26 protein-coding genes are annotated in these 22,634 nt (G+C 56.8%); 10 read left to right on the forward strand and 16 right to left on the reverse strand.

The window, feature by feature from the left end; all coding sequences use genetic code 11:
* Window positions 1-6 precede the first annotated feature (6 nt).
* The 7 genes from flgF to ACTG19_RS04985 form a co-directional block, all read right to left on the reverse strand.
* On the reverse strand, window positions 7-753 hold the full coding sequence (flgF, locus tag ACTG19_RS04955; RefSeq protein WP_005334159.1) for a flagellar basal-body rod protein FlgF: 747 nt from the start codon (window positions 751-753) through the stop codon (window positions 7-9).
* A gap of 143 nt (window positions 754-896) precedes the next feature.
* Window positions 897-2,282 (reverse strand): flagellar hook protein FlgE, encoded by a 1,386-nt coding sequence (gene flgE, locus ACTG19_RS04960; protein ID WP_113738729.1) that lies wholly within the window; start codon window positions 2,280-2,282, stop codon window positions 897-899.
* A 10-nt stretch (window positions 2,283-2,292) separates the two neighbouring features.
* Window positions 2,293-3,033, reverse strand: coding sequence for a flagellar hook assembly protein FlgD (locus ACTG19_RS04965; protein WP_100646289.1), 741 nt, complete (start codon window positions 3,031-3,033; stop codon window positions 2,293-2,295).
* A 15-nt stretch (window positions 3,034-3,048) separates the two neighbouring features.
* Window positions 3,049-3,468 carry a flagellar basal body rod protein FlgC gene (flgC, locus tag ACTG19_RS04970; protein ID WP_005350658.1) on the reverse strand — a complete coding sequence of 140 codons (420 nt, stop codon included), beginning with the start codon at window positions 3,466-3,468 and terminating at the stop codon, window positions 3,049-3,051.
* Window positions 3,468-3,866 carry a flagellar basal body rod protein FlgB gene (gene flgB, locus ACTG19_RS04975; protein WP_005334169.1) on the reverse strand — a complete coding sequence of 133 codons (399 nt, stop codon included), beginning with the start codon at window positions 3,864-3,866 and terminating at the stop codon, window positions 3,468-3,470. The genes flgC and flgB overlap by 1 nt, the downstream gene beginning before the upstream one ends.
* Window positions 3,867-4,161: 295 nt before the next feature.
* Entirely contained in the window at window positions 4,162-4,986 is an 825-nt protein-coding gene (locus ACTG19_RS04980) for a CheR family methyltransferase (RefSeq protein WP_005350656.1), read from the reverse strand.
* 17 nt (window positions 4,987-5,003) lie between these two features.
* Window positions 5,004-5,915 (reverse strand): chemotaxis protein CheV, encoded by a 912-nt coding sequence (locus tag ACTG19_RS04985; RefSeq protein ID WP_005334174.1) that lies wholly within the window; start codon window positions 5,913-5,915, stop codon window positions 5,004-5,006.
* Window positions 5,916-6,059: 144 nt separating this feature from the next.
* Between ACTG19_RS04985 and flgA the strand changes: the two genes are divergently transcribed.
* The 3 genes from flgA (at window position 6,060) to ACTG19_RS05000 (ending at window position 7,569) form a co-directional block, all read left to right on the forward strand.
* A complete protein-coding gene (flgA, locus tag ACTG19_RS04990) occupies window positions 6,060-6,743 on the forward strand; it encodes a flagellar basal body P-ring formation chaperone FlgA (RefSeq protein WP_113738730.1) in 684 nt (227 codons plus the stop codon).
* 92 nt (window positions 6,744-6,835) lie between these two features.
* Window positions 6,836-7,156, forward strand: a complete 321-nt coding sequence (gene flgM, locus ACTG19_RS04995; RefSeq protein ID WP_005334177.1) for a flagellar biosynthesis anti-sigma factor FlgM — start codon at window positions 6,836-6,838, stop codon at window positions 7,154-7,156.
* Window positions 7,153-7,569 carry a flagella synthesis protein FlgN gene (locus tag ACTG19_RS05000; RefSeq protein WP_040066163.1) on the forward strand — a complete coding sequence of 139 codons (417 nt, stop codon included), beginning with the start codon at window positions 7,153-7,155 and terminating at the stop codon, window positions 7,567-7,569. Before flgM ends, ACTG19_RS05000 begins: the two co-directional genes overlap by 4 nt.
* A gap of 36 nt (window positions 7,570-7,605) precedes the next feature.
* Here ACTG19_RS05000 and yfcE read toward each other — a convergent pair whose 3' ends face one another.
* Together yfcE and ACTG19_RS05010 are read right to left on the reverse strand one after the other, a co-directional pair.
* The gene (yfcE, locus tag ACTG19_RS05005; protein ID WP_227273395.1) at window positions 7,606-8,148 is read right to left on the reverse strand and encodes a phosphodiesterase; all 543 of its coding nucleotides are present in this window, start codon (window positions 8,146-8,148) and stop codon (window positions 7,606-7,608) included.
* A 10-nt stretch (window positions 8,149-8,158) separates the two neighbouring features.
* The gene (locus ACTG19_RS05010) at window positions 8,159-9,796 is read right to left on the reverse strand and encodes a peptide ABC transporter substrate-binding protein (protein ID WP_439988813.1); all 1,638 of its coding nucleotides are present in this window, start codon (window positions 9,794-9,796) and stop codon (window positions 8,159-8,161) included.
* A gap of 156 nt (window positions 9,797-9,952) precedes the next feature.
* Here ACTG19_RS05010 and ACTG19_RS05015 point away from each other — a divergent pair, with 156 nt between their 5' ends.
* A complete protein-coding gene (locus ACTG19_RS05015) occupies window positions 9,953-10,852 on the forward strand; it encodes a DMT family transporter (RefSeq protein WP_108542279.1) in 900 nt (299 codons plus the stop codon).
* A gap of 17 nt (window positions 10,853-10,869) precedes the next feature.
* Here the strand turns inward: ACTG19_RS05015 and rsuA are convergent, their stop codons facing one another.
* The gene (gene rsuA / locus ACTG19_RS05020) at window positions 10,870-11,562 is read right to left on the reverse strand and encodes a 16S rRNA pseudouridine(516) synthase RsuA (RefSeq protein ID WP_108542280.1); all 693 of its coding nucleotides are present in this window, start codon (window positions 11,560-11,562) and stop codon (window positions 10,870-10,872) included.
* A 168-nt stretch (window positions 11,563-11,730) separates the two neighbouring features.
* Here rsuA and ACTG19_RS05025 point away from each other — a divergent pair, with 168 nt between their 5' ends.
* Entirely contained in the window at window positions 11,731-12,930 is a 1,200-nt protein-coding gene (locus ACTG19_RS05025) for an HD-GYP domain-containing protein (RefSeq protein ID WP_005350638.1), read from the forward strand.
* Window positions 12,931-12,948: 18 nt separating this feature from the next.
* On the opposite strand, the gene ACTG19_RS05030 is transcribed toward ACTG19_RS05025, so the two are convergent.
* Both ACTG19_RS05030 and fsa read right to left on the reverse strand, forming a co-directional pair.
* The gene (locus tag ACTG19_RS05030; RefSeq protein WP_042057439.1) at window positions 12,949-13,128 is read right to left on the reverse strand and encodes a hypothetical protein; all 180 of its coding nucleotides are present in this window, start codon (window positions 13,126-13,128) and stop codon (window positions 12,949-12,951) included.
* Window positions 13,129-13,259: 131 nt separating this feature from the next.
* Complete coding sequence (fsa, locus tag ACTG19_RS05035) at window positions 13,260-13,913, reverse strand: fructose-6-phosphate aldolase (RefSeq protein ID WP_113738733.1); 654 nt, start codon at window positions 13,911-13,913, stop codon at window positions 13,260-13,262.
* Between the two features lie 128 nt (window positions 13,914-14,041).
* On the opposite strand from fsa, the gene ACTG19_RS05040 reads away from it, so the two are divergent.
* From ACTG19_RS05040 to ACTG19_RS05055, 4 genes are all read left to right on the forward strand, one after another.
* A complete protein-coding gene (locus ACTG19_RS05040) occupies window positions 14,042-14,938 on the forward strand; it encodes a glycyl-radical enzyme activating protein (protein ID WP_113738734.1) in 897 nt (298 codons plus the stop codon).
* Between the two features lie 4 nt (window positions 14,939-14,942).
* On the forward strand, window positions 14,943-17,375 hold the full coding sequence (locus tag ACTG19_RS05045) for a formate C-acetyltransferase/glycerol dehydratase family glycyl radical enzyme (RefSeq protein ID WP_113738735.1): 2,433 nt from the start codon (window positions 14,943-14,945) through the stop codon (window positions 17,373-17,375).
* A 93-nt stretch (window positions 17,376-17,468) separates the two neighbouring features.
* Entirely contained in the window at window positions 17,469-18,215 is a 747-nt protein-coding gene (locus ACTG19_RS05050) for a DeoR/GlpR family DNA-binding transcription regulator (protein ID WP_113738736.1), read from the forward strand.
* Window positions 18,216-18,342: 127 nt separating this feature from the next.
* On the forward strand, window positions 18,343-20,193 hold the full coding sequence (locus tag ACTG19_RS05055; RefSeq protein ID WP_439988814.1) for an extracellular solute-binding protein: 1,851 nt from the start codon (window positions 18,343-18,345) through the stop codon (window positions 20,191-20,193).
* Between the two features lie 94 nt (window positions 20,194-20,287).
* On the opposite strand, the gene ACTG19_RS05060 is transcribed toward ACTG19_RS05055, so the two are convergent.
* Window positions 20,288-20,680 carry a DUF2750 domain-containing protein gene (locus tag ACTG19_RS05060; protein WP_005334204.1) on the reverse strand — a complete coding sequence of 131 codons (393 nt, stop codon included), beginning with the start codon at window positions 20,678-20,680 and terminating at the stop codon, window positions 20,288-20,290.
* A 159-nt stretch (window positions 20,681-20,839) separates the two neighbouring features.
* Entirely contained in the window at window positions 20,840-21,388 is a 549-nt protein-coding gene (locus ACTG19_RS05065) for a hypothetical protein (protein WP_439988815.1), read from the reverse strand.
* 245 nt (window positions 21,389-21,633) lie between these two features.
* Here ACTG19_RS05065 and ACTG19_RS05070 point away from each other — a divergent pair, with 245 nt between their 5' ends.
* On the forward strand, window positions 21,634-21,882 hold the full coding sequence (locus tag ACTG19_RS05070; RefSeq protein WP_005334209.1) for a TIGR02647 family protein: 249 nt from the start codon (window positions 21,634-21,636) through the stop codon (window positions 21,880-21,882).
* On the opposite strand, the gene ACTG19_RS05075 is transcribed toward ACTG19_RS05070, so the two are convergent.
* Both ACTG19_RS05075 and ACTG19_RS05080 read right to left on the reverse strand, forming a co-directional pair.
* Complete coding sequence (locus ACTG19_RS05075) at window positions 21,869-22,174, reverse strand: hypothetical protein (RefSeq protein WP_439988817.1); 306 nt, start codon at window positions 22,172-22,174, stop codon at window positions 21,869-21,871. The genes ACTG19_RS05070 and ACTG19_RS05075 overlap by 14 nt on opposite strands.
* A gap of 90 nt (window positions 22,175-22,264) precedes the next feature.
* On the reverse strand, window positions 22,265-22,474 hold the full coding sequence (locus tag ACTG19_RS05080; RefSeq protein ID WP_005302803.1) for a cold-shock protein: 210 nt from the start codon (window positions 22,472-22,474) through the stop codon (window positions 22,265-22,267).
* Between the last annotated feature and the right edge of the window lie 160 nt (window positions 22,475-22,634).

The following is a 22,634-nucleotide window of genomic DNA, read 5'->3' on the forward strand; positions in this document are numbered from 1 at the left end:
CCTTGATTAGCTGATTCGCAGCAGTTGGGTTTGAGCTTCATCATTCTCTTCGGCCGTCTTCATAATTTTGACCTGAGTTTCGAACTGGCGTTGCAGCCGGATCAGGTTGGTCATCTCATCCACCACATTGACGTTGCTCCCCTCAAGGGAGCCGGCAATCAGACCGACATTGGCAGAGGCGGGTTCATTCTGACCATCCTTGCGGCGAAACAGACCATCTTGGCCCTTCTCCACCGCATCGGCGGCAGGGTTGACCAGCTTGATCCGCTGGAAATCCTCCGGCAAATTGGCAGCAGCCCCTTCCGGACGGCCGCTGATGGTGCCATCCCGATTGATCTCGAGTTTCTCCATCGGCATCGGCAACACGATGGGCTGACCACCGTCATCCACCACATTCAGACCGGTCGAGGTCTGCAAATTGCCGGTCGCATTGACCTGCAAATTCCCCATGCGGGTATAGGCCTCACCGCCCTTGGGATCCTGCACGGCAATCCAGCCAGGACCATCCACCGCCACGTCCAAATCCCGTCCGGTGGTCATCAGCATGCCATGCTGCAGGTTCTGCCCCGGGCGCTCAGCCATGGCAAACACCCGGCTTGGCAAGCCCTCTCCGAACGCCTGCATGCTTCTCGCCTGCTCAAAATCTGACTTGAAGCCGGTGGTATTGGCATTGGCGAGGTTGTTGCCCCGAACAGCCAGGCTGTTCATGGTCTCTTTGGCCCCGGACATGGCGATATAAAGCAGGTGATCCATGGAATTCTCCGTCAAACAGATGACTCTGACAGGAGAAATGCAATTAGAGTGCCAACAGCAGAGATATGGGGGATAGGAGGATGGGAATGCGACAGAAACAGAGAGGGGGGCCAAGCCCCCTCTCATTATCATTTATTGCGGGATTAACGGATCTGCAGGATGGTCTGCTGCAGCGAACTGTTGACCTCCAGAGAACGGGAGTTGGCCTGGAAGTTACGCTGGGCAGTGATCAGGTCCACCAGCTCGGAGGTCAAATCCACGTTGGACTGCTCCAGGGAGGATGATTTGATGGTGCCAAATGTCCCTGAGTTTGGCGTCCCCGGCAAGGCATCGCCAGAGAGCAGAGACTGACGCCAGGAGGTATCGCCAACCTGAGTCAATCCTTGCGAGTTGGCAAACTTGGCCATTGCCACCATGGCCACCTTGATGGTGGTTGCGTTACTGTAAGTCGCGGACACGATGCCATCCGGAGTGATCTCCACCTTGGTCAACCGGCCGACAGTGGAGCCATCTTGCGACAACTTATTGACTTCAAATGGTGAGGCATATTGAGTTATTGTGCCCAGTGAAATCTCAAAAGTCTGAGTGGGGTCAGCACCATTAGTGATAATACCCGCACCGGCGGCACCCAATTGCTCCGTTTGGATTGTTGCAGGGGTGGTTGGGGTAATCATTTTACCATCGGCACCAAAGGTAAAACGCGCAGCCAAAGGTGCTTGGGCCACACCAGCAGCCATTTGAGTCTGCACCCCTGTGGCTATATCAATAGGCTTTTCACCCTCATATAAATACATACGCCATGCTGTAGGATCTGCCGGTTTGGTCGGGTCGGCATCGCTGGCTTCTTTAACGAAATATTTAGTGATGGTATGGGGCTCACCTAAAGAGTCATACACGACAACAGAGGTGGAGGACGAGTAGGTTTTCGAGTCCTTTGGATCAAAGCTCGACAGGCTACCAACTATTGGAGGTACAGCAAGAGGATCCGGCATTGTGCCCGCCGATAACGGGGTCGCCTTGGACGGCAAATTGAAGCTTGCCTCAATCTTGCTGGTCTTGATTGGCTCGCCCGCCCGATCCGGTATCTGGATCGGCTTGGTAGCATTGATGCTGACCGCCTTCGGGGTGCCATCGGCGTTAATTTCATAACCTTGCAGGTAATGCCCCTGATTATTGACCATATAGCTGTTTTCATTAAGCTTGAAGGCCCCGGCACGGGTATAGGTGCGATCCAGGTTGGTCAAGCCATCAGAGGTCACAAAGAAGCCATTCCCCTGAATTGCCAAGTCCAGCGCGTTATTGGTAAATTGCAACGCCCCCTGGTGGAACTGCTGGGCAACCGCGCCAGTCGCCACACCATTACCGACCTGGGTCTTGGCGTTGACAAAGATGGAGTTGGCGTAAACATCCGCAAACTCAGCTCGGGACTCTTTAAAGCCCATGGTATTAACGTTGGCAATGTTGTTGGCGGTGACGTTCAAGTCTTTTTGTGCCGCGTTGACACCGCTCAAGGCATTGTTAAATGACATATCCAGCTCCTTAGATCGATGCTGTCGACGTGGTTTTTGACGGTGTAACCGTCGGATTTGAATTAGTGCCTGAAATTTGCAGAATATTGTTCAGATATTCGCTCCCCAGCCCTCTCAAGTTGAGACGAGTCGGGTTGGTGGCATTGCCCAAAGCAACGCTATCTACTTTGGCATAAGCAAATGTGGCAATACTTTCCGACTTCCCATCGAGCGCACCACTAGCTTTGATGACATATTTGCCTGAAGCGACTCGGTTACCGGCCTTGTCTTTACCATCCCAAGCAATTTCCACATTACCTTTTTGGTCGCCTTCGAGGGGAAACTCCTTGATAACCTGCCCCTTTTCATCCTCAACGGTGATTTTGACATTCGAATATTTATTCGTTGTGCCAACAGCAACAACTGCAGATAAAGGACCATCCTTGTCTAGAAATCCTGTATTGCCTTGTAACAGCACATTTTGTCCAACCAAAGAAGACGCCTGGAGAGCCTGGCTGGAGATCATCTGGTCATTAAGCTTACCCATTTGAGTAGACAGGCTACTGATCCCCTCAGACGTAGACATAGAGGCCATCTGGGAGAGCATCTGGGCATTGTCGACAGGCTTGAAGGGGTCTTGATACGATAATTGCATTGTTAGCAGCTTCATAAATGAAGCTTGATCCAGCTCTTTCTTGGGCGTCGTGGTTGTGCCTGTCGTCTGGGTCGTGGTACGGCTGATGCCGTTCACATTATTGGTTGTATCGACCATGCTGCATCCCTCCTATCAGGATTTGCCAAGCTGGAGCGTCTGCTGCAGCATCTTCTTGGCCGAATCTGCAACCTGTACGTTGGTCTGGTAGCTGCGCGAGGCGTTGATCATGTCGGCCATCTCTTCAACCATGTTGACGTTTGGTTTGAAGATAAAACCGTCTTTATCCGCCATCGGGTGGTTGGGGTTGTACTCCTTGAGCAGTGGCGCCTTGCTCTCGACAATCCCCTTCACCTCAACCCCGACCGAGCCCTGCTTGTCAGACATCGCCTGATCGAGCTGGGCGGCAAAGACTGGCCGCCTGGCGTGGTAAGTATTTTCCACACTGGAGCTGACGCTGTCCGCGTTGGCCATGTTGCTGGCAACCGTGTTGAGGCGCACTGACTGTGCGCTCATAGCCGAGCCTGCTATGTCAAAGACCTTGAACAAACTCATCACTGCTCTCCTTTCAGGGCCTTTAGCAGACCACTGATCTTGCTATTCATAAATTCAAGGGAGGTTTGATACTCGAGGCTATTGCGCAGAAATTCGCTGCGCTCCTGCTGCACATCGACTGTATTGCCGTCACCGGTATCCGGTTGCAGCGGGTTGCGATATTGCACGGTACCCGGGGCGTCCATATTCAAGGCAAAGTGCTTTTCGCTGGTCGTTGCCAAACCAAACCCCTGATGCGACTGGGCCTCCTGCAATGCCTGAGCAAAATTGATATCCCTGGCTTTGAAGCCTGGGGTATCTGCGTTGGCAATATTGCTGGAAAGCACCTCAGCACGCTTGGCGCGAACGCTTATGGTGTGTTGATGCACACCGAATGCCTTGTCAAATGAAAGAGCCATAGCATACCTCCTGCTTGGTTGATTTTGTTTGCAAGAGGTGTGCCATAAGCAAACCACTCAGATCGATGGTTTGGGTATGAGCACATTTCAGACCGAAAACGGCAGGAGCATCTCGCGCATTGAGTCAGACGGCATCATTTGGCCACCTTAAGGCTTCAACCACTTTTGCAGTGGCGAGATATGGTAGGTAAATAGAAAGACTGATCTGTAGATAAAGAAAGAGGGAAGCTCGTAGCTTCCCTCTTTGTATGAACTGGCAATATCCGGCAGACCCCGAATATCAAGGCGGTCAGGCCTATTTGACCTTGTAGACAATCCCCGGATTGCAGCGGATCATCTCGAACCGGTCAGTCAACCCGGCCAGTGACTCCGACGCTCCCAACATCAGATATCCACCGGGGTTGAGACTGGCAGCAAACTGGTTGAGGATCTTCGACTTCACTTCCGGCGCAAAATAGATGAGCACGTTACGGCAAAAGATAATGTCAAACTTGCCGAGCAGACTATAACTCTCCAGCAAGTTGAGTGGCCGGAAGGTGGTCAATTTTCTGACTCGCTCGGCAACCCGCATCTTGTTGTCACCATAGGGCTCAAAAAACATCTTCTTGCGCTCCGGTGACAAACCGCGCGCCAGAGCAAGGCTATCGTAAACGCCTTCCTTACACTGATTGAGCATGGTCGTCGAAATATCCGTCCCGACAATCTGTACGCCACCAGGCAAGGTCCCTGGCTTTTTCATCTGCTGCTCCAGTGCCGTCATGGCAATGGAATAGGGTTCCTGACCTGACGAGGATGCAGCCGACCAGATCTTGATGGGGCGGCCACTTTTCCCCAACTCGGGGAAAATCTTGTCGGTAAGAAGCTGAAACGGATAAGTATCACGAAACCAGAGGGTCTCGTTGGTCGTCATAGCATCCACCACGGCCATTTTCAGATCACGCTCTCGCACACTCATTGCACGGGTAACCAGATCAGACAGACTCTCGATGCCAAACTGAGCCATCAAAGGTGAAAGACGGCTCTTCACCAGATACTGTTTGTTATCCCCCAGCACAATTCCGCTCTGTACCGCCAGAAAGTTGCTGAACTGTTTGTATAAGTCGTCCGAAAGTGTCTTCATGCAGCTGTTCTTCTTTATTAGAGTGCGTTTTGTACGGCCTTGGCCAATTCATCAGGCTGGAACTTGGCGATAAAATTGTTCGCACCAACTTTCTGCACCATTGCCTGGTTGAATACTCCACTGAGCGAGGTATGCAGAATAACATGCAAATCCTTGAGATTGGGATTATTCCGGATCTCGGCAGTGAAGGTATAGCCATCCATTTCCGGCATTTCGATATCCGAAATAACCAGCGCAACCTGATCCTTGATAGGACCATTTTTGGTCATTTCCAGCAGCATGTTCAATGCTTCGCGGCCATCTTTGGCCAACACGCACTCGACACCGATAGCCTCAAGCGCACGTTGTACCTGTTTACGTGCCACTGAGGAGTCATCCGCAACAAGAACAGGACGCCCCAGAGTCGGGTGGTCGACGCTGGCCTGAACCAACTCCTCACTAACATCCGTTGCAACCGGCGAAATTTCGTTCAATATCCGCTCAACATCGAGGATTTCGACCAACTCGCCATCGACTTCAGTCACGGCTGTCATGTAGTTGATGCGACCCGCACCTTTGGGCGGAGGCAGGATGGATTCCCAGTTCATGTTGATGATGCGCTCGACCGAATGCACCAGAAAACCCTGAATAGAGCGGTTGTACTCGGAGATGATAATGAAGCATTTGCTCAGATCATCAATCGGGCGTTTGCCAACCGCCATGCTGAGGTCGATAACCGAGATCGTCTGGCCACGAATATGAGCCACTCCGCGAATGCAGGAGTTCAATTTTGGCATCACGGTCAAGGGGGGGCACTGCAACACTTCACGCACTTTGAATACGTTGATGCCAAATCTTTGACGTCCATTGAGACGAAACAACAACAACTCCAGCCGGTTTTGCCCCACTAGCTGGGTACGTTGGTTGACCGAGTCCAGGATACTGGCCATAAACACTCCCTAAAAACGCTTGGCATTAATCATGCATGCGTGATGGATTGCGTCAGACTATCGATGTGACAACGAACAGATTCTGAAGCAATCATAGTTAAATATGGTGATATGCGTGAACAACTTATCGACCAACGAGCGAAAATGATTAACCGACTTTTACTCATCAGCCTCTTTTTTGGCAGCATATCTTCCAGCTACGCCTCGGACGTCACTACTTATCTACAAGAAAAGGCACAAGAGTTCGTTTATAGCCAGCTGGATATTCCGTTGGATGCCAGAGCCGAGGTCACCTCTGCCACGCTGGATGAACGGCTCCCACTGACCCGCTGCGAAGATCTACTCACTATCAGCTTACCAGCAAAAATGGAAATTCGCCGTAATACAACAGTTTACCTTAAATGTGAGGAAGAGAGACCCTGGGACGTCTATCTCCCGGTGCGGGTCAGCATTCAAAAGCCCTATGTCACTGTGACCAACCCCATCGCCAAGGGGGACCTGCTGAGTGAAAGCCAGTTGGTGTTGGCCTATCAGGATCAGACCCTGATCCGCGGCGACTACCTGACTGACACAGCCCCTCTTATCGGAGTACGCAGCAAGCGGGAGATAAAACCTGGGCAACCCATCCGTTTGAGCCAGGTTTGTGTAGTGTGCAAAGGGGATCAGGTCACCCTGACGGCAGAAAACAGCAACTTCCAGATCAAAACCATGGCCCGAGCCTTGCAAGATGGCAGCTTCGGAGAGATCATCAAACTCGTCAATATTCGCTCCGGCAAAACCGTTGAGGGTAAAGTCAGTGCAGTAGGTGCCGTATCGGTCACTTTTTAAATCCGGATCCTTGACAACTTTTTTTCTAAAGTTTTGATCTGCCGCACCGATAAACAGGTAAGCAAACCTTAAAGCAGACGAAGGTAACTAAAATGGCCATCAACAATATCAACAACTTGGCGAATAATCGGTTGCAAAATACCGCTAATAGCCAGGGGACAGGCAGCAAGTCAGTCACCTCATCGCCCGAAAACAAAGCGGCTACTGTCAAGCTGGACTCCGTCTCCTTGACCAGTGAGGCGCAACAATTGCAAAAGATGCAACAAAACCTCAATACCGCCTCGACCGGCAATGAGAGCAAGGTCGAACGGCTGAAAAAAGCCGTCGCGAGTGGCGAATATCAGGTTAACAGCGACGCTGTGGCCAAGAAGATGTTCAGTTTCGAGGCCAATCTGGACAAAGTTCTGGGATGATGGATTTACCTTCGTTACTGCACACCCAAGATGATTACCTCAGCCAGATGCAAGGCATTCTGGAAGAGGAGTTCAGCTTGCTCGAACAGCATCAGGCACTGGCCCTGCCCGCACTGACCGAGCGCAAACAGCAGTTGCTTGCTGCGATAGAAACTCTGGACAAGACACTGGCAGAGATGCCGGAACTGGCACTGCAGCTGGCAGCCTATCCCGACGAGATGGCGCAACTTCGTGCAAAACTGGATGCCTGCCAGGCACAAAATGATATCAACGGTCGCTTGCTTGAATTGAGCATCGTATCAAACCGTCGTCTGGCAACCTTTCTGAGTCAGCTGCGCGATCGCAACAGCCTGACCTATGACGCCAAGGGCAACACTCGCTCTGGCACCCGCTCCTACGGTATAAAGGCCTGACATCTCTTATCAGGCCTTGCATTTTTGCTCTCCGTTTTAAAGCACCAGTCGCAACAACTCTCGCCCGTCCTCACACGCATTGACGCGCAGTACCCCGTCCTCATAGCACCCGTAACTGGCCGGCAGCTCACCGCGCGGGAAACAGATTGACCCCGGGTTCATCAAGATCCGTTCTCCCTGCCACTCCAGCACCGGTACATGGGTGTGACCGCTCAGGAACAGACTGCCTGGCGGGAGCTGAACCTCGTCTGATCGATAAAGATGGCCGTGGCTAACAAACCAGCGCCGCTCGTCGATCAGCAACTGGTTGTAGGGGGCGGTGATGGGAAAGCGCAACAGCATCTGATCCACTTCGGAATCACAATTGCCCCGCACCGCGATGATTTGCGGAGCCAACTCGTTGAGCCGATCGGCCACAGCGGCCGGGTTATACCCTTCCGGCAGAGGATTGCGCGGGCCATGGTTGAGCAGATCGCCGAGCAGCAGATAGTGATCCGGCTGCCAGGGCTCAAGTTGGGTCAGCACCCGCTCCAGCGCAATGATGCTGCCGTGGATGTCGGAAATGATGGCAAGTTTCATGAAATGCTCCTCACTGCGGGCTGAAATAGAGATCCTTGGTGGCAATCGTCCCTTTCAAATTCTGGCTGGGCAGCCCTCGCAGCGCGGGATCGACCAGTCTCATCTGATTGTAATGATACACGGGGAGGATCGGCGCCTCCTCAAGCAGCAACTGTTCGGCATGCCGGTAGAGTTCAACCCGGCTCGCGCTGTCCAGCATATTGGCCGCCTGCTCCAGCAGCAGATCAAAGTCGGGATTGCAGTAGCCGCTCTCGTTGCGCAGATCCTGACAACGGAAGCTGCCCAGCATGGCTGATGGCTCCACATAATCGCCAAACAGGAAGCTTCTGGCCACCTGGAAATCACCGCTATCCTTGGCCACCTGATAGGCACCCCACTCCAGACTGTTGAGGGTGACCTGCACCCCCAGCTTCTGCCACATGGCGGCAATGGCCATCGCCATCTGCTTGTGGGTTTCTGCGCTGTTGTAGGTAATGCTCAGCTTGAGTGGATTCGCACTGTTATACCCGGCCGCTGACAGCAGCGCTGCCGCTTTGGCCTGGCGGGTTGGCATATCTTCAAGCGCCACAGGCAATATCACCCGGGGGTAACCCGGCATCTCCGGCAACAGCGACCATGCTGCCTGCTCATCCTGCCCGCTCACCGATCCAATGAGCTGCTGTCGATCAACCGCCATGGAGAGCGCCTGACGCACCCGCACATCCTGCAGTTCGGGGCGCTTCAGATTGAACGCATAGAGATAGGTGCCAAACAGCGGCACGCCCCAGAGCCGCTCCGGAGACTCGCGCTTCATCTTCTGGTAATAGCCGAGGGAGACCTTGTTGGTAAGCTGGATTTCACCAGCCTCATAGCGCAGCCGTTCGGCATGTTGCGAGGTGATCGGCAGGTAGGTGACCCGTCCGATACGGGTGTGAAGGTCATCCCAGTAGTGAATATTGCGCTCGGCTTCGATCCGCTCGTTTGGCGTCCAGCTTGCCAGCCGGTAAGCACCATTGCTCACCAGCTTGCCGGGCTCGGTCCACTGTTTGCCGAATTTGGCAATCGCCTTCTGATTGACCGGCACAAAGGGGCGCTGACTGATGAGCTGCAGGAAATAGGGAGCCGGCCGCTCCAGGGTGATTTTCAGGATCTGATCGCTTTGCGCTTCAATGCCCAGATTGCCGAGCTCCAGCGCGCCGGCATAGATGGATTGCGCATTGTTGATCCCCGTGGCCAGCAGCAATCCGGCAGAGGGAGAGTTGATGGCCGGATCGAGCAGACGGCGCCAGGCATAGACAAAATCAGCGGCCACCAGCGGCTCGCCATTGGACCACTTCAGTTGGGGGCGCAGGAAGAATCGCCACTCCAGCCCATCTTCACTCACCTCCCAGCGCTGGGCCTGAGCGGGGACGATATGCCCCTGCTCATCTTCGCTGACCAGCCCTTCAAACAGATCGACCAGTACCGCCTCACCCGGAAAACCGGAGCGCACCAGCGCAGGATCCAGCGACTCCGGCTCGGCACCGTTGCCCTTGACCAGGGTTTGCCGATCGGCAAGCAAAGGCTGCTGCTCAACGGTGGTGGCATGGGCCAGGGGCCCTGCCAGCACGGCAAGCAATAGCGGGGAGAGCCAGCGTTGCGCCAGCTTGGGGAAGAAACCATACCTCATGACAAAACCTCGAATAAAACCACTGCAGGAGGGGAAGGCCGACGGCGCGCCTGATGAATGCCTGATACCGCTCTTGTTATCCCCGAAAACGCCCCGTATTGTATCGGGCTTGCCCGGGAGATGGAGTCTTTCGGGTTAATTTTTTCAGGAGTTTTTATGGGTTATGAGTGGCTGGCCCTCGCGTCGGCCAGTTTATGGGCAATTGCAGCGCTAATTTCGGTCAAACCGGCCCGTCATCTCGGCGCATTTGCCTACAGCCGCTGGCGCATGTTTCTGGTCAGCCTGATGCTCGGCACCATGAGTCTGCTCACCGGTGGCTGGCAAACCCTCACCGCAAGCGCCCTGCCCCTGCTCGCCATCTCGGGGCTGGTCGGCATCTTCGTGGGCGATACGGCGCTGTTTGCCTGCATGAACCGGCTGGGGCCAAGACGCAGTGCCCTGCTCTTCTCCTGCCATGCGCTGTTTTCCGCCCTGCTTGGGCTGTGGCTCTTTAATGAACAGCTGACAGGCTGGCGACTGCTGGGGGCCATGCTGGTCTTTGCTGGCGTGATGCTGGCGATCCTGTTTGGCAGACGCAGTAGCAGCAACGAGTGGGAGCAGATCCGTGGCAATCTGGCGCTGGGGATTGGCCTTGGCCTGACGGCGGCACTGTGTCAGAGCGTGGGGGCCATCATCGCCAAGCCGGTGATGATGAGTGGTGAGGTGGATGCGGTGAGTGCATCGGGTATCCGAATGGGCAGTGCCCTGCTGGCCCACTGCGTCCTGCGGCTGGGGCGCTTGCCGCTGGCCATGCCGCTCAAACCGGTCAATCGCCAGATCCTCGCCATGATTGCCACCAACGGTTTTCTGGCGATGGGGCTGGGGATGACGCTGATCCTGATGGCGCTGCGGCAGGGCGAGGTGGGCATGGTGGCCATTCTCTCCTCTACCACACCGGTACTGCTGCTGCCGCTGTTGTGGTGGCACTCGGGGGAGCGGCCATCCATTGCCGCCTGGGCGGGGGCACTGATTGCCACCCTGGGCACCGCGCTGGTGCTGGGTTTCAGCACTCACTGACACCCGGCCCCCCCTGATCAGAACAGGGCAATCTCCTCAGCGGTCAGCTCGCGGTATTCACCGGGTGCCAGATCTTCATCCAGCGTCAAACCGCCCACCCGCTCGCGATGCAAGCCAACGACCTTGTTGCCGATGGAGGCAAACATCCGCTTGACCTGATGGTACTTGCCTTCGTGGATGGTCAGGCGGGCCTCGCACTCGCCGAGAATTTCCAGCTGGGCAGGACGGGTTTTATCGGTCTCGTTACGCAGGTAGACCCCTTCGGCGAACAGCTCGATTGCATCCGGGCTCACCGGATCGGCCAGCCAGACGTGATAGGTCTTGGCACACTCGTGGCGCGGCGAGGTGATGCGGTGGGACCATTGACCGTCATCGGTCACCAGCACCAGACCCGTGGTATCGAGGTCGAGGCGACCCACTACGTGCAGCTTGCCCATCGCCGGTTCATCCATCAGGAAGAAGACGGTCGGGTGATCCGGATCCTCGTTGGAGCAGACGTAACCTTCCGGCTTGTGCAGCATGAAATAGCGGTTGCGCTGCTCCAGCGTCAGCAGCACGCCGTCAAACTCGATCTGGCTCTGCTCATTGATATGAAAGGCGGGCTGCTTGACCACAATGCCATCCACCATGACCTCACCCTGACGGATCAGTTTGCCTGCCAGCGAGCGGGTCAAATCGGAACAATCGCACAGAAATTTATCAAGCCGCATTCACAACCTCGGAGTCCAACAAGTAAAGGGGCGTCATTATATCGGGCGGGGGCGACAACGCCACTGTTAAGGGGTTGCCAATTATGACGAACTGGTCATCCGATGTTACACTTCTCCGGTGTGACCCATCCGAACGATACTCATAATAATAAGAGTCAGGAAGCCCTCATGAAGTCTCAAGCATCCTATCCCGTCATTCCCGTCAACCAGCTGAAACCCGGCATGTATGTCATTGCTATCGCCAGCCAGACAGGTGGGATGGAGATCGCCCAGATGGGCTTGGTGACCAGCGTGGCGCAAATTGCCAATCTGGTGCGTCAGGGGGTGCTCACGGTACGCATCGATCTGGCCCGCAGCAAGCTGGGCAGTGCCGAGAGTGACGCCGTTACCTCCCCCGATCTCAATGCCAACAGCGCCCAGGTAGGGCGCCGGGCCAGTGCCAACGGCGAAGGACGGGAGCTTAAAATCCGCCGCCTCTATCAGGAAGCGCGCGAGCTGCAAGGCAAGTTCATTCGCCACCTCAAAGCGGGTGAGCCCATCGACATCACTCCGCTGGCCGAAGTCGCCGAAGAGATGGTGGACACCATGTTCACCCACGGCGATGCCATGCTCTGTCTGGCCCGTATTCGCGCCAAGGATGCCTACCTGATGGAGCACTCCATGAACGTGGCCATTCTGCTGGCCAACTTCGGCCGCTATCTTGGGCTTGAGCGCAGCGTACTCAAGGAGCTGACCCTGGGTGGCCTGCTGCACGACGTGGGCAAGATCATGACCCCGGACGAGGTGCTCCACAAACCGGGCAAGCTGACCGATGAGGAGTTCGCCATCATGCGTCAGCATGTGGTGCACAGTTACGAGATCCTCAGCAATACCCCGGGCATCACCCCCACCATGCTGGAAGTGGCAGCCAACCACCACGAGCGGCTCGATGGCTCCGGCTACCCGCAGCGACTCAAGGGGGAGCAGCTCTCCCTCTATACCCGGATGAGCGGCATCGTCGATGTCTATGATGCCATCACTGCAGATCGGGTCTACAAAGCAGGTATGCAGCCGACCCAGGCCTTCCGCATTCTACTCAAGGGGATCAATCAGCACTTTGATGCCGAACTGGTTACCAAGTTCATCAAGTGCATGGGAGTCTATCCGGTGGGCACTCTGGTACAGCTCTCAAACCAGCGCCTGGCTATCGTGATGCAGCGCAACGAGCAGCAGCCGCTCAAGCCAGTGGTCAAGGTGATCTATCACGCCACCCAGCGTCACTACCTCGACGTACAGTGGCTGGATCTGGCCAAGTCAGGGGTGCAGGAGAGCATCGAAAACACGGTCGACCCCAAAGAGTTTGGCATCAACCTCGCCAACTTCTTCTAAATCTCTCACCTCAGATATTCATGATTGGCGCTGGCTGTCGAGCCAGTGCTGGATCAGAAACTCCTCATCCAGCGGCGAGAGATCAAAACGCAGGCTGGCCTCTTCAATGGCAGAGATATCGTGCTGGTGGTGCTCACTGAGCCAAAGCACCGCACGACGCAAATCTTCACCATGGGGGAGTAGCAGATGGTCGCTCATGGGATACCTCCGGTAGACTGCAGGGCGGCCCGCGAACGTGGCCACCTCTTTCCAGTCTAGTCGGTCAATCCCCATCACCCGCGCTTCTTCACCCTCCCCCCTCAATCACGGCAATCAGCTTGCCACCGGGATCAGCGACCGAAAGCGCGCAGCCAATCCTGATCGAACTTCACCAGCGCCGCATCCACCGCAGGCACGTTCAGCAGCTGCTCCGCCACATCGAGCGGCAAGGTGATGGACTGGCAACCGGCCAGCAGGCAGTCAAGGGCCTGACGGGGAGTGCGGAATGACGCCGCCAGCACCTTGCTGTTCGGCGCGTGCAGCGCAAGCAGCTGTTGCAGCTCCTGCACGGTGGCGATGCCATCGCCCCCCTGAGCATCCAGCCGGTTAACGTAGGGCGCGACATATTCCGCCCCCGCCACCGCCGCCAGCCAGCCCTGCAGCGGGGTATAGACAGCTGTGCCCAGGGTCGGCACGCCGTTGGCGGTCAGGCTCTTGATGGCAGCCAGCCCCTCTGCGCATACCGGGATCTTGATCACCAGATCTGGGTCCAGCTCACGCAGGGCGAACGCCTCACGCACCATCTCGGTTTCGGTTTTGGCCATCACCTGGGCAAACAGGCGCACCTTGGGGCCCAGCACGTCGCGCAGGGCGGGCAGCAGCTCACAGAGCGGCAATCCCCCGGCGGCGGTAATGGAAGGATTGGTGGTGACACCGGCCAACGGCAGGATCCGTGACCAGCGACGCACTGCCGCCACATCGGCGGTATCGAGATACAGCTCCATCTCTAACTCCTTAACGGGATGTTCAATATGTCGCCATTCTAGCGATAAAACATCTGCAAATAGCTTGATCGAAATCAAATCAACTTTCGAATGAAAGCAAATAGAATGCAAATACAAAAGGAGGCGGTATGATTTTCGACCTGCAACGATATTCAACTCACGATGGCCCCGGCATTCGCACCCTGGTATTTCTCAAGGGGTGCTCGCTGGCCTGTCGCTGGTGTCAAAACCCGGAAAGCCGCTCTCCCAAGCCGGACATACTACTCGACCGGCGCCAGTGCATCGAGGGATGCCAGCTCTGCTGCCAGGCCTGTCCGGCAATCTTGCGTGACAGCGAGGGCATCCAGCTCAGTCGTTCTGCCCTCAAGGCCGACGATATGGAACGGCTACGCGGCCTCTGCCCCAGCGAAGCGCTGCAGGTGTGCGGCCGCGATGAAACCCTGGACACCCTGATGGACACCATCTTGCGGGATCGCCCCTTCTTCGAGCGCAGCGGCGGTGGCGTCACCCTCTCCGGCGGCGAGCCGTTTATGCAGCCCGACTTTACCGCTGCCCTGCTGGCCCGTTGCAAGGCCAAAGGGCTGCACACCGCGGTCGAGAGCTGCCTCCATGTGCCCTGGCACCAGATTGAGCCAAGCCTCCCCTCACTGGATCTGGTGCTGGTGGATCTCAAACACGTGGATAAAGAACGATTCTTCCACTGGACCCGCGGCAAGGTGGAGTTGCCCATCGCGAACCTCAAACGCCTCGCCGAGCACGGCGTGCCGATGCAGATCCGGGTGCCACTCATTCCCGGCTTCAATGCCGACCACGCATCGATAGAAGCCATCACCGACACCGCTGCCAGCCTCGGCACCGTGCAGGAGATCCATTTCCTCCCCTATCACACTCTGGGGATGGGCAAATATGCCCTGCTGGATCTGCCCTATCAGGCGCCGGAGACACCGCTCGACGACCCCGATTTACTCAGCTTTGCCCACGCATACGCCCAACGTCAGGGGCTGACCCCTGTGACCAGAGGATAAGATCATGACCCAGCTCGACCTCAATACCCTCAGCCCGCGGATCCGCGCCCACAAAGAGAGCCTGATCCACATCGTTCAGCCACCGGTCTGCACCGAGCGTGCCCGCCACTACACCGAGGCCTATCAGGCTCATCTCGCCCGGCCGCTGCCGGTGCGCCGCGCTCTGGCGTTGGCCCATCACCTCAAGGAGCGCACCATCTGGATCAAGCACGACGAGCTGATCGTCGGCAATCAGGCCAGTCAGGTACGGGCGGCGCCACTGTTTCCTGAGTACACGGTGAACTGGATTGAGAAGGAGATCGACGAGCTGGCAGACAGACCCGGCGCCGGTTTTGCAGTCAGCGAAACCGACAAGGCGATCATCCACGCCCTCACCCCCTTCTGGCGCGGCCAGACGGTGCAGGATCGCTGCTTCGGCCTCTTTACCGACGAGCAGAAAGCGCTGCTGGAGAGCGGCATCATCAAGGCCGAGGGAAACATGACCTCGGGGGATGCCCACCTCGCGGTCAACTATGAGCAGCTGCTCACGCTGGGTCTCGATGGCTTCAAGGCCAAGGTGGCCGAGCGGCGCAGTCGGCTGGATTTGGCGGATTGGGCCGATCTGCAGCGCGAGCAGTTCCTGCACGCCGTCGCCATCACTCTGGATGCGGTCAGCGCTCATATCTCGCGCTACGCCGCACTTGCCCATGATATGGCAGCACAAGAATCTCGCCCCGAGCGCCGAAACGAGCTTGAGACCATAGCGCTCAACTGCGCCCATATCACCCACCAGTCCCCCGAGACCTTCTGGCAGGCGCTGCAGCTCTGCTACTTTATCCAGCTCATCCTGCAGATCGAATCCAACGGTCACTCGGTGTCGTTTGGCCGGATGGATCAGTACCTCTACCCCTGGTATCGCCGCGAGGTGGAGCTGTCGGAATCCCTGTCACGCCCCCGCGCCATCGAACTGCTGCAAGGGTGCTGGCTCAAGTTGCTGGAGGTGAACAAGATCCGCTCCGGAACCCACTCCAAAGCCTCCGCCGGCAGCCCGCTCTATCAGAACGTCACCATCGGCGGCCAGAACTGGCGGGATGGCACTGCCCATGACGCGGTCAATGGCCTCTCCTACGTGATTCTGGAGTCCTGCGGCCAGTTGCGTTCAACTCAGCCCAACCTCTCGGTGCGCTACCATGCCGGGATGAGCGAGGATTTTCTCGACGCCTGCATTCAGGTGATCCGCTGCGGCTTCGGCATGCCCGCCTTCAACAACGACGAAGTGGTGATCCCCGAGTTCATCAAGCTCGGGGTTAGTGTGGAAGATGCCCACCACTACGCCGCCATCGGTTGCATCGAGACTGCTGTGCCCGGCAAGTGGGGCTACCGCTGCACCGGCATGAGCTTTATCAACTTCGCCCGCATCCTGCTGGCGGCGCTGGATGGCGGCCGCGATGCCACCACCGACAAGGTATTCCTGCCCCAGCCTCAGTCGCTGCGAGACGGGAGCTTTGGCAACTTTGACGAGGTGATGGCCCGCTGGGATGAGCAGGTGCGCTACTTCACCCGCAAATCCATCGAGATCGACTGCGTGGTCGACAGCGTGCTGGAGGCTCAAGCCCACGACATCCTCTGCAGCACCCTCGTGGATGACTGCATCGAGCGTGGCAAGACCATCAAGGAGGGAGGCGCCGTCTATGACTGGGTCTCCGGTCTGCAGGTGGGAATTGCCAACCTCGGCAACAGTCTGGCGGCCCTGAAGAAGCTGGTGTTCGAGCAGGGGATTGTGGATCAGCAAGAGCTGGCCGAAGCACTCGAGCAAGACTTTACCGGGCTGGCAGGGGAGCAATTGCGCCAGCGCCTCACCAACGCAGCCCCCAAATACGGCAACGATCTGGACGAGGTTGACCTGCTGCTGGTGCGGGCCTACCAGAGCTACATCGACGAGCTCAAAGGTCTGCACAACACCCGCTTCGGCCGTGGCCCCATCGGCGGTACCTACTATGCGGGCACCTCCTCCATCTCCGCCAACGTGCCCTTCGGTGCCGCCACCATGGCCACCCCGGATGGTCGCCATGCCCGCACCCCGCTGGCGGAAGGGGCCAGCCCCTCGTCGGGTTCGGATCGTCTCGGCCCGACGGCGGTGTTCAACTCCATCGGCAAGCTGCCCACGGCGGCCATCCTCGGCGGCGTACTGCTCAACCAGAAGCTGAGTCCGGCGAGCCTTGAGAACGAGCGGGACAAAGCCAAGCTGATGAGCCTGCTGCGCACCTTCTTCGAAGTGCACAAGGGGTGGCATGTGCAGTACAACATCGTCTCGCGGGAGACCCTGCTGGCAGCCAAGGCCCATCCCGATCAGTACCGGGATCTGGTGGTACGGGTGGCGGGCTATTCAGCCTTCTTCACCGCCTTATCCCCGGATGCGCAAGATGATATCATCGCCCGCACCGAGCACAGTCTCTGACGGGGCGCACCCATGGCGCCTGTGACATCATATGATTGGCAAGCCACCCTCGGGTGGCTTGCCGCTATCCACCACCTTGCATGCGAGCCCACCATGAATCCACGCCACCAACTGATCCTCACTCTGGTCCATCAAGCTCGCAAGATGAGCGTGAGTGAACTCTCCCGACACACAGGTGTGTCTGAGGTGACGGTGCGCAACGACCTCACAGCGCTGGAGAAGCAGGGGCTGCTCAGACGGGTACACGGCTCGGCCATGGCGCTGGAGACCGATGACCCGGATGCCCGGATGAACATCAATTACCTGCTCAAGGAGCGCCTCGCCGAGCGGGCCGCCCAGCTGGTGGAAGATGGCGAGACGGTCTTTATCGAGGGGGGCAGCGCCAACGCCATGCTGGCGCGCCATCTGGCCCTGCACAAACGGGTCACCATCATCACCATCAGCAGCTATATCGCCCATCTGCTCAAAGACACCCCGGCTCAGGTGGTGCTGCTCGGCGGGCTGTTCCAACATCAGAGCGAGAGCGTGGTGGGGCCGCTCACGCGCCTCTGCATCGAGCAGGTGCACTTCTCCAAGGCCTTTATCGGGGTCGACGGTTTTCATCCCGAGATGGGTTTCACTGGCCGCGACATGATGCGGGCCGATGTGGTCAACAGTGTGCTGGCCAAGGGGATGACCAATGTGGTGATCACCGACAGCAGCAAATTTGGCGCCATCCACCCGAGCCAGCTTGGCGCGCCGGGCCAGATCAACGTGCTGGTTACCGACGATGCCCTGCCCGCCCCCATGCGGACTGCCATCGCGGCCAAGGGGATCACCCTGCACTGCGTCGCGGCCTAGGCCGCCCGCTAATTCACGCTATTTCATTGACCTGACAGGATAAAATTTTCATGATGAGCCAGTCCCCATCGGGACTGACATCATCAGAGCGTGATCTGCAGGAAGCAGACTTCAGGAGAGCAAGGACATGCCATCGACCATCACCGCCGGGGAGCGCCGACTCCCCCCTATCATTCGCGCCACCGCCATCACCCTGACCCTGTGCTGGAGCCCGTTTGACTGGAGTGCCACGCTGCCCGCTGACTTGAAGTGGGAGAGCAACAACCAGGATCCTCTCTATGCCGATCCGGCCGCCAAGCGCGGCGGCACCTTTCGCACCTTTATGACCAGCTTCCCCCTGACCCTGCGCAAATATGGCCCCGACTCCAACGGGGGCTTTGCCGGTTACGTGCGGGAAACCAACCTGCCACTGCTGAGCACTCATCCCGTTACCGGCAACCCCATGCCGATGCTGGCAAATGAGTGGGCCTTCGGCGCCGACAACAAGACCCTCTATTTTCGCATCAATCCCAAGGCGCGCTGGTCAGACGGCCAGCCGGTCACCGCCGATGACTGGCTCTTTACCCTCAAGATGATGCGCAGCAAAGAGATCAACGACCCCTGGTACAACAACTACTACAGCACCCAGATAGCCGATATCACCAAGTTTGATGATCACACCCTGGCCATCACCAGCGGCACCGAAAAGAGCCGCCAGGATCTGCTCGAGTCACTGCCCATCAGCCCGGAGCCGAGCCACGCCATCAAGCTCACCGCCAACTGGGTCAAGGAGTACAACTGGAAGGTGTTGCCAGTCACCGGCCCCTATCAGATCGATCAGGTGAAAAAGGGTAAATCGGTCACCTTCAAGCGGATTGAAAACTGGTGGGGGGATGACGAGCGCTACTTCCAGCATCGCTTCAATCCTGCGCGGATCGAGATCAAGGTGCTCAGGGATCTGAACATCGCCTGGCAGCACTTCCTGCGCGGCGATCTCGACACCTTCCCGCTGGTGATGCCCAACTGGTGGCACGACAAGACCAAAACTGCAGAGTTCGAGAAGGGTTATATCGCGCGTACCTGGTTCTACAACCAGACCCCGCAATCGCCAATGGGGCTCTATCTCAACACCGCCGATCCGCTGCTGAATAATCTCGATGTGCGGCTCGGGATCCAGCATGCCCTCAACCTCGACAAGATGCTCACCACCCTGCTGCGGGGGGATTACCAGCGACTCAACAGTTATGGCTCAGGTCAGGGTGAGTTTACCAACAGCGAGATCAAGGCCCGTCCGTTCGCTCCCAAACTGGCACGGGAATACTTTGCCAAAGCCGGTTTCAACAAAGTGGGGCCGCAGGGAATTTTGCAAAACGACAAGGGGCAGTCACTGACCCTCGCTATCACCTACACCACGGCGGAGCACGCCCAGCGGCTCACGCTGTTGCGGGAAGAGGCCAAGAAGGCGGGGCTTAATCTGGAGCTCAACCTGATGGATGCATCGGCCGGTTTCAAATCGATGCTGGAGAAAAAGCACCAGAGCGCCTGGATGGCCTGGGCGGGCAGCCGCTATCCCGCCTATTGGGAGTTCTTCCACAAGGTCAACGCCAACAAGCCCCAGACCAACAACATCATGAACATCGATGACGATGCCATCACGGCTCTGGTGGAGCAGTATGACAAGGAGTTCGACTTTGCCAAAAAGGCGGCCCTGTCACGGCAGATCCAGCAGCGGCTCTATGAGCTGGCAAGCTTCGTCCCCGCCTATCAGGTGCCCTACACCCGGGAAGGCGCCTGGCGCTGGATAAAACTGCCAAAAGTACCTGCAACACCCAAGAGCGAGCAGCTTTACTGGCCTCTTGGGGGCGACAACAGCGGTTACAGCTATGGCGGTCTGCTATGGATTGATGAAGAGCTAAAATCCGAGACCAGGGCAGCCATCAAGAGTGGCAAGACTTTCCCGGCCGAGCCTATCATCGACACCACTTATCGCCAGCCCTGATTGCATCAGCCCATCGGCAAAAGTCCTTAAAACAAAAGACCCCGCCAGATAGCGGGGTCTTTGTTGGCAACCGGTGTTGCGAATAGCTCGGTGATCAGCCGCGTTTGGCCTGCTTCTCGGCAATGGCGTCAGCCACGTCAGCCGGCTCCAGTACGATGCCTTCCTGATCCGGGGTCGGGAACACGGCAACACACAGCTCGTCCTGCTCCATACCGTCAACCCAGCGCTCCAGCCACACCTTGAGGGTGATGGACTGCGGCTTGCAATCGGCCCACTCACCTTCGGCCCACGCCTTGGCGTACTCCGGGTGCGGCCATACCGGGATGCAATCTTCATCGTCGGTGGTCAGCATCATGACGCCATGCTCGTCAGTCAGGACGAACAGCTCTTCATGCTCGACCAGCTTGCTGATGAAGTGATCGTAACGGTAATCAGCGTTCAGTTGCAGCGCGGCATTGCGCTCGGTGTCGCTCAGTTCATAGCTCATTGGCCAAGTCTCTCTCTCGATAAAGGGCGCCATGTTCACATCTTGTCGTCAGCTTGTCCAGCTTGCAGCCCCTTGGCACCGGATGGGGAAGGCAATGACGCCAATAAGGATAGAGCAGCCTCCTCGATAGCGAGACCGCCAGCCATCATATTGCCCCTTTTACAGCGCAGGGGTGACCAGCTCTACATCAGGCTGCTCGCTCAGCTTTTGCCGCAGCCAGTAGGCGGACTCCACTTCGACAAAGCAGAGCAGATCCCGGCCATTGGCCGCCATCGCCATCAGCTGCTCAAAACGCTGCTGTTGCTGTTGCTCCCAGGCGGCAGCAAGTTTAGCACCGTGGGCTTCATCCACCACTTCGCGACGCAGCTCGAACAGGTTATCGGTGATCGGGCTGTTGATCTTGGCGGCGCAGTGCCAGTACATCAGCAGGTTATCCATCATCTCGCTGTCGTAGTTGGCCAGCGCATCCAGCTCGGGTGTATCACCGCTGTCGCTGGCGGCAAAATCACACCAGCCCGCATCGAGTGACGCCAGCTCATGAGCCCCATTGGCATGCTTGCGTAACAGTGCAATGTCGGCCCCCTTGCGTGCAGGTAACCACACCTCGCCCTGATAGGCATCCAACAGGGAGGTCAACGAAGCAGCGGGGTAAACCGGAAAGCGGGTACAAAGTGAATGCAGCAGGGATACCAGAGTGATCTTGACCATGAGCGATACCTTGAACAGGGCGAACAGCCACCAATAGACCGTCCGATATAAAGAAGTGCCCTATCCTACCACGTTTGGTCCGGCTCGGCCCTTGGCGAAGCTGTCAGCCAACCATCTGATTACGCCGAAAAAAACAGCATTTGAAACACAGCATCCAGCCAAAGATCAATAATTTGAGCCAGCGCCCACTAAAGTGGATCCGGGGATGCTAGTTTGCATACATCTTTAGCGTAAGGAGTAAATCCATGATTGGGATCGACCAGGTTTCTAACGAATTCGTGAACGATTTGAAAATACTGGCATGCTTTGATCCGGCCAACATGAGCCTGGGGATTAAATTACGCAGCGATATGTCTGAAGAGTTGTGCCAAGCGGCAGCCCGTCTGCATCAACAGGGGCTCATCAGCGCAGAAGATGGCGGCTATCTCACCCCGTTTGGCATGACCATGGTTGAACACCTGCAACATCTGCTGGTCGCACTCAAACCGCTTTGACCGGCTGTGGTGCCCAGAGGGAAAAGTTGAGTAGCTCCCAGCGCTTCCCTTGGTGAAGATGACAGGCAAACAGCAAAGGACCTTCGGGTCCTTTTACTTTGCCATCCACCAGCCACTCCCCCTCCCTTTCAGGCATCAGTCGCGCATTTACCTCATCGGGTTGCAGCGCAGCGCCTATTCGAACCTGGACAAATTGCTGGCAGATCACCTGCGCTTCCATCGCGGATTGAACCGGTACCGGCGCATCGGACGTCGGAGTCAAGGTGGCAGCAAGCAGGAGCGATAGCAACATGATTCAGCACATGGGAGTCAGTAGCAGAAGCCATATAAACAAAAAGCCGTGGCACCATAGGTACCACGGCTTTCTTAAATTCTGTAAGAATTACAGAGCGGTTACGTTCTCAGCCTGCGGGCCTTTCTGACCTTGGGTCACAGAGAACTGTACGCGCTGACCTTCAGCCAGGGTACGGAAACCGTTACCTTGAATGGCGCTGAAGTGAACGAAAACGTCCGGGCCGTTTTCTTGCTGGATGAAGCCAAAACCTTTGGTTTCGTTGAAAAACTTAACGGTACCGGTGATCATGTTAGACATATCTTTTAAACCTGTATTCAAAATAATTACTTATGCTTTTCAGCGGGTAAAGCTCAAAAAACGGGATTAACTTATGAACAACAGGACAAGATGTGAAACATCGTATTCATTGACATAACTATCGCCCTTTCAAGCTGGTTTGGATTATACGTGGCTTTGT

The sequence above is a fragment of the Aeromonas sp. 3P genome, assembly GCF_051919745.1.
Classification (GTDB): Bacteria; Pseudomonadota; Gammaproteobacteria; order Enterobacterales; family Aeromonadaceae; genus Aeromonas; species Aeromonas veronii.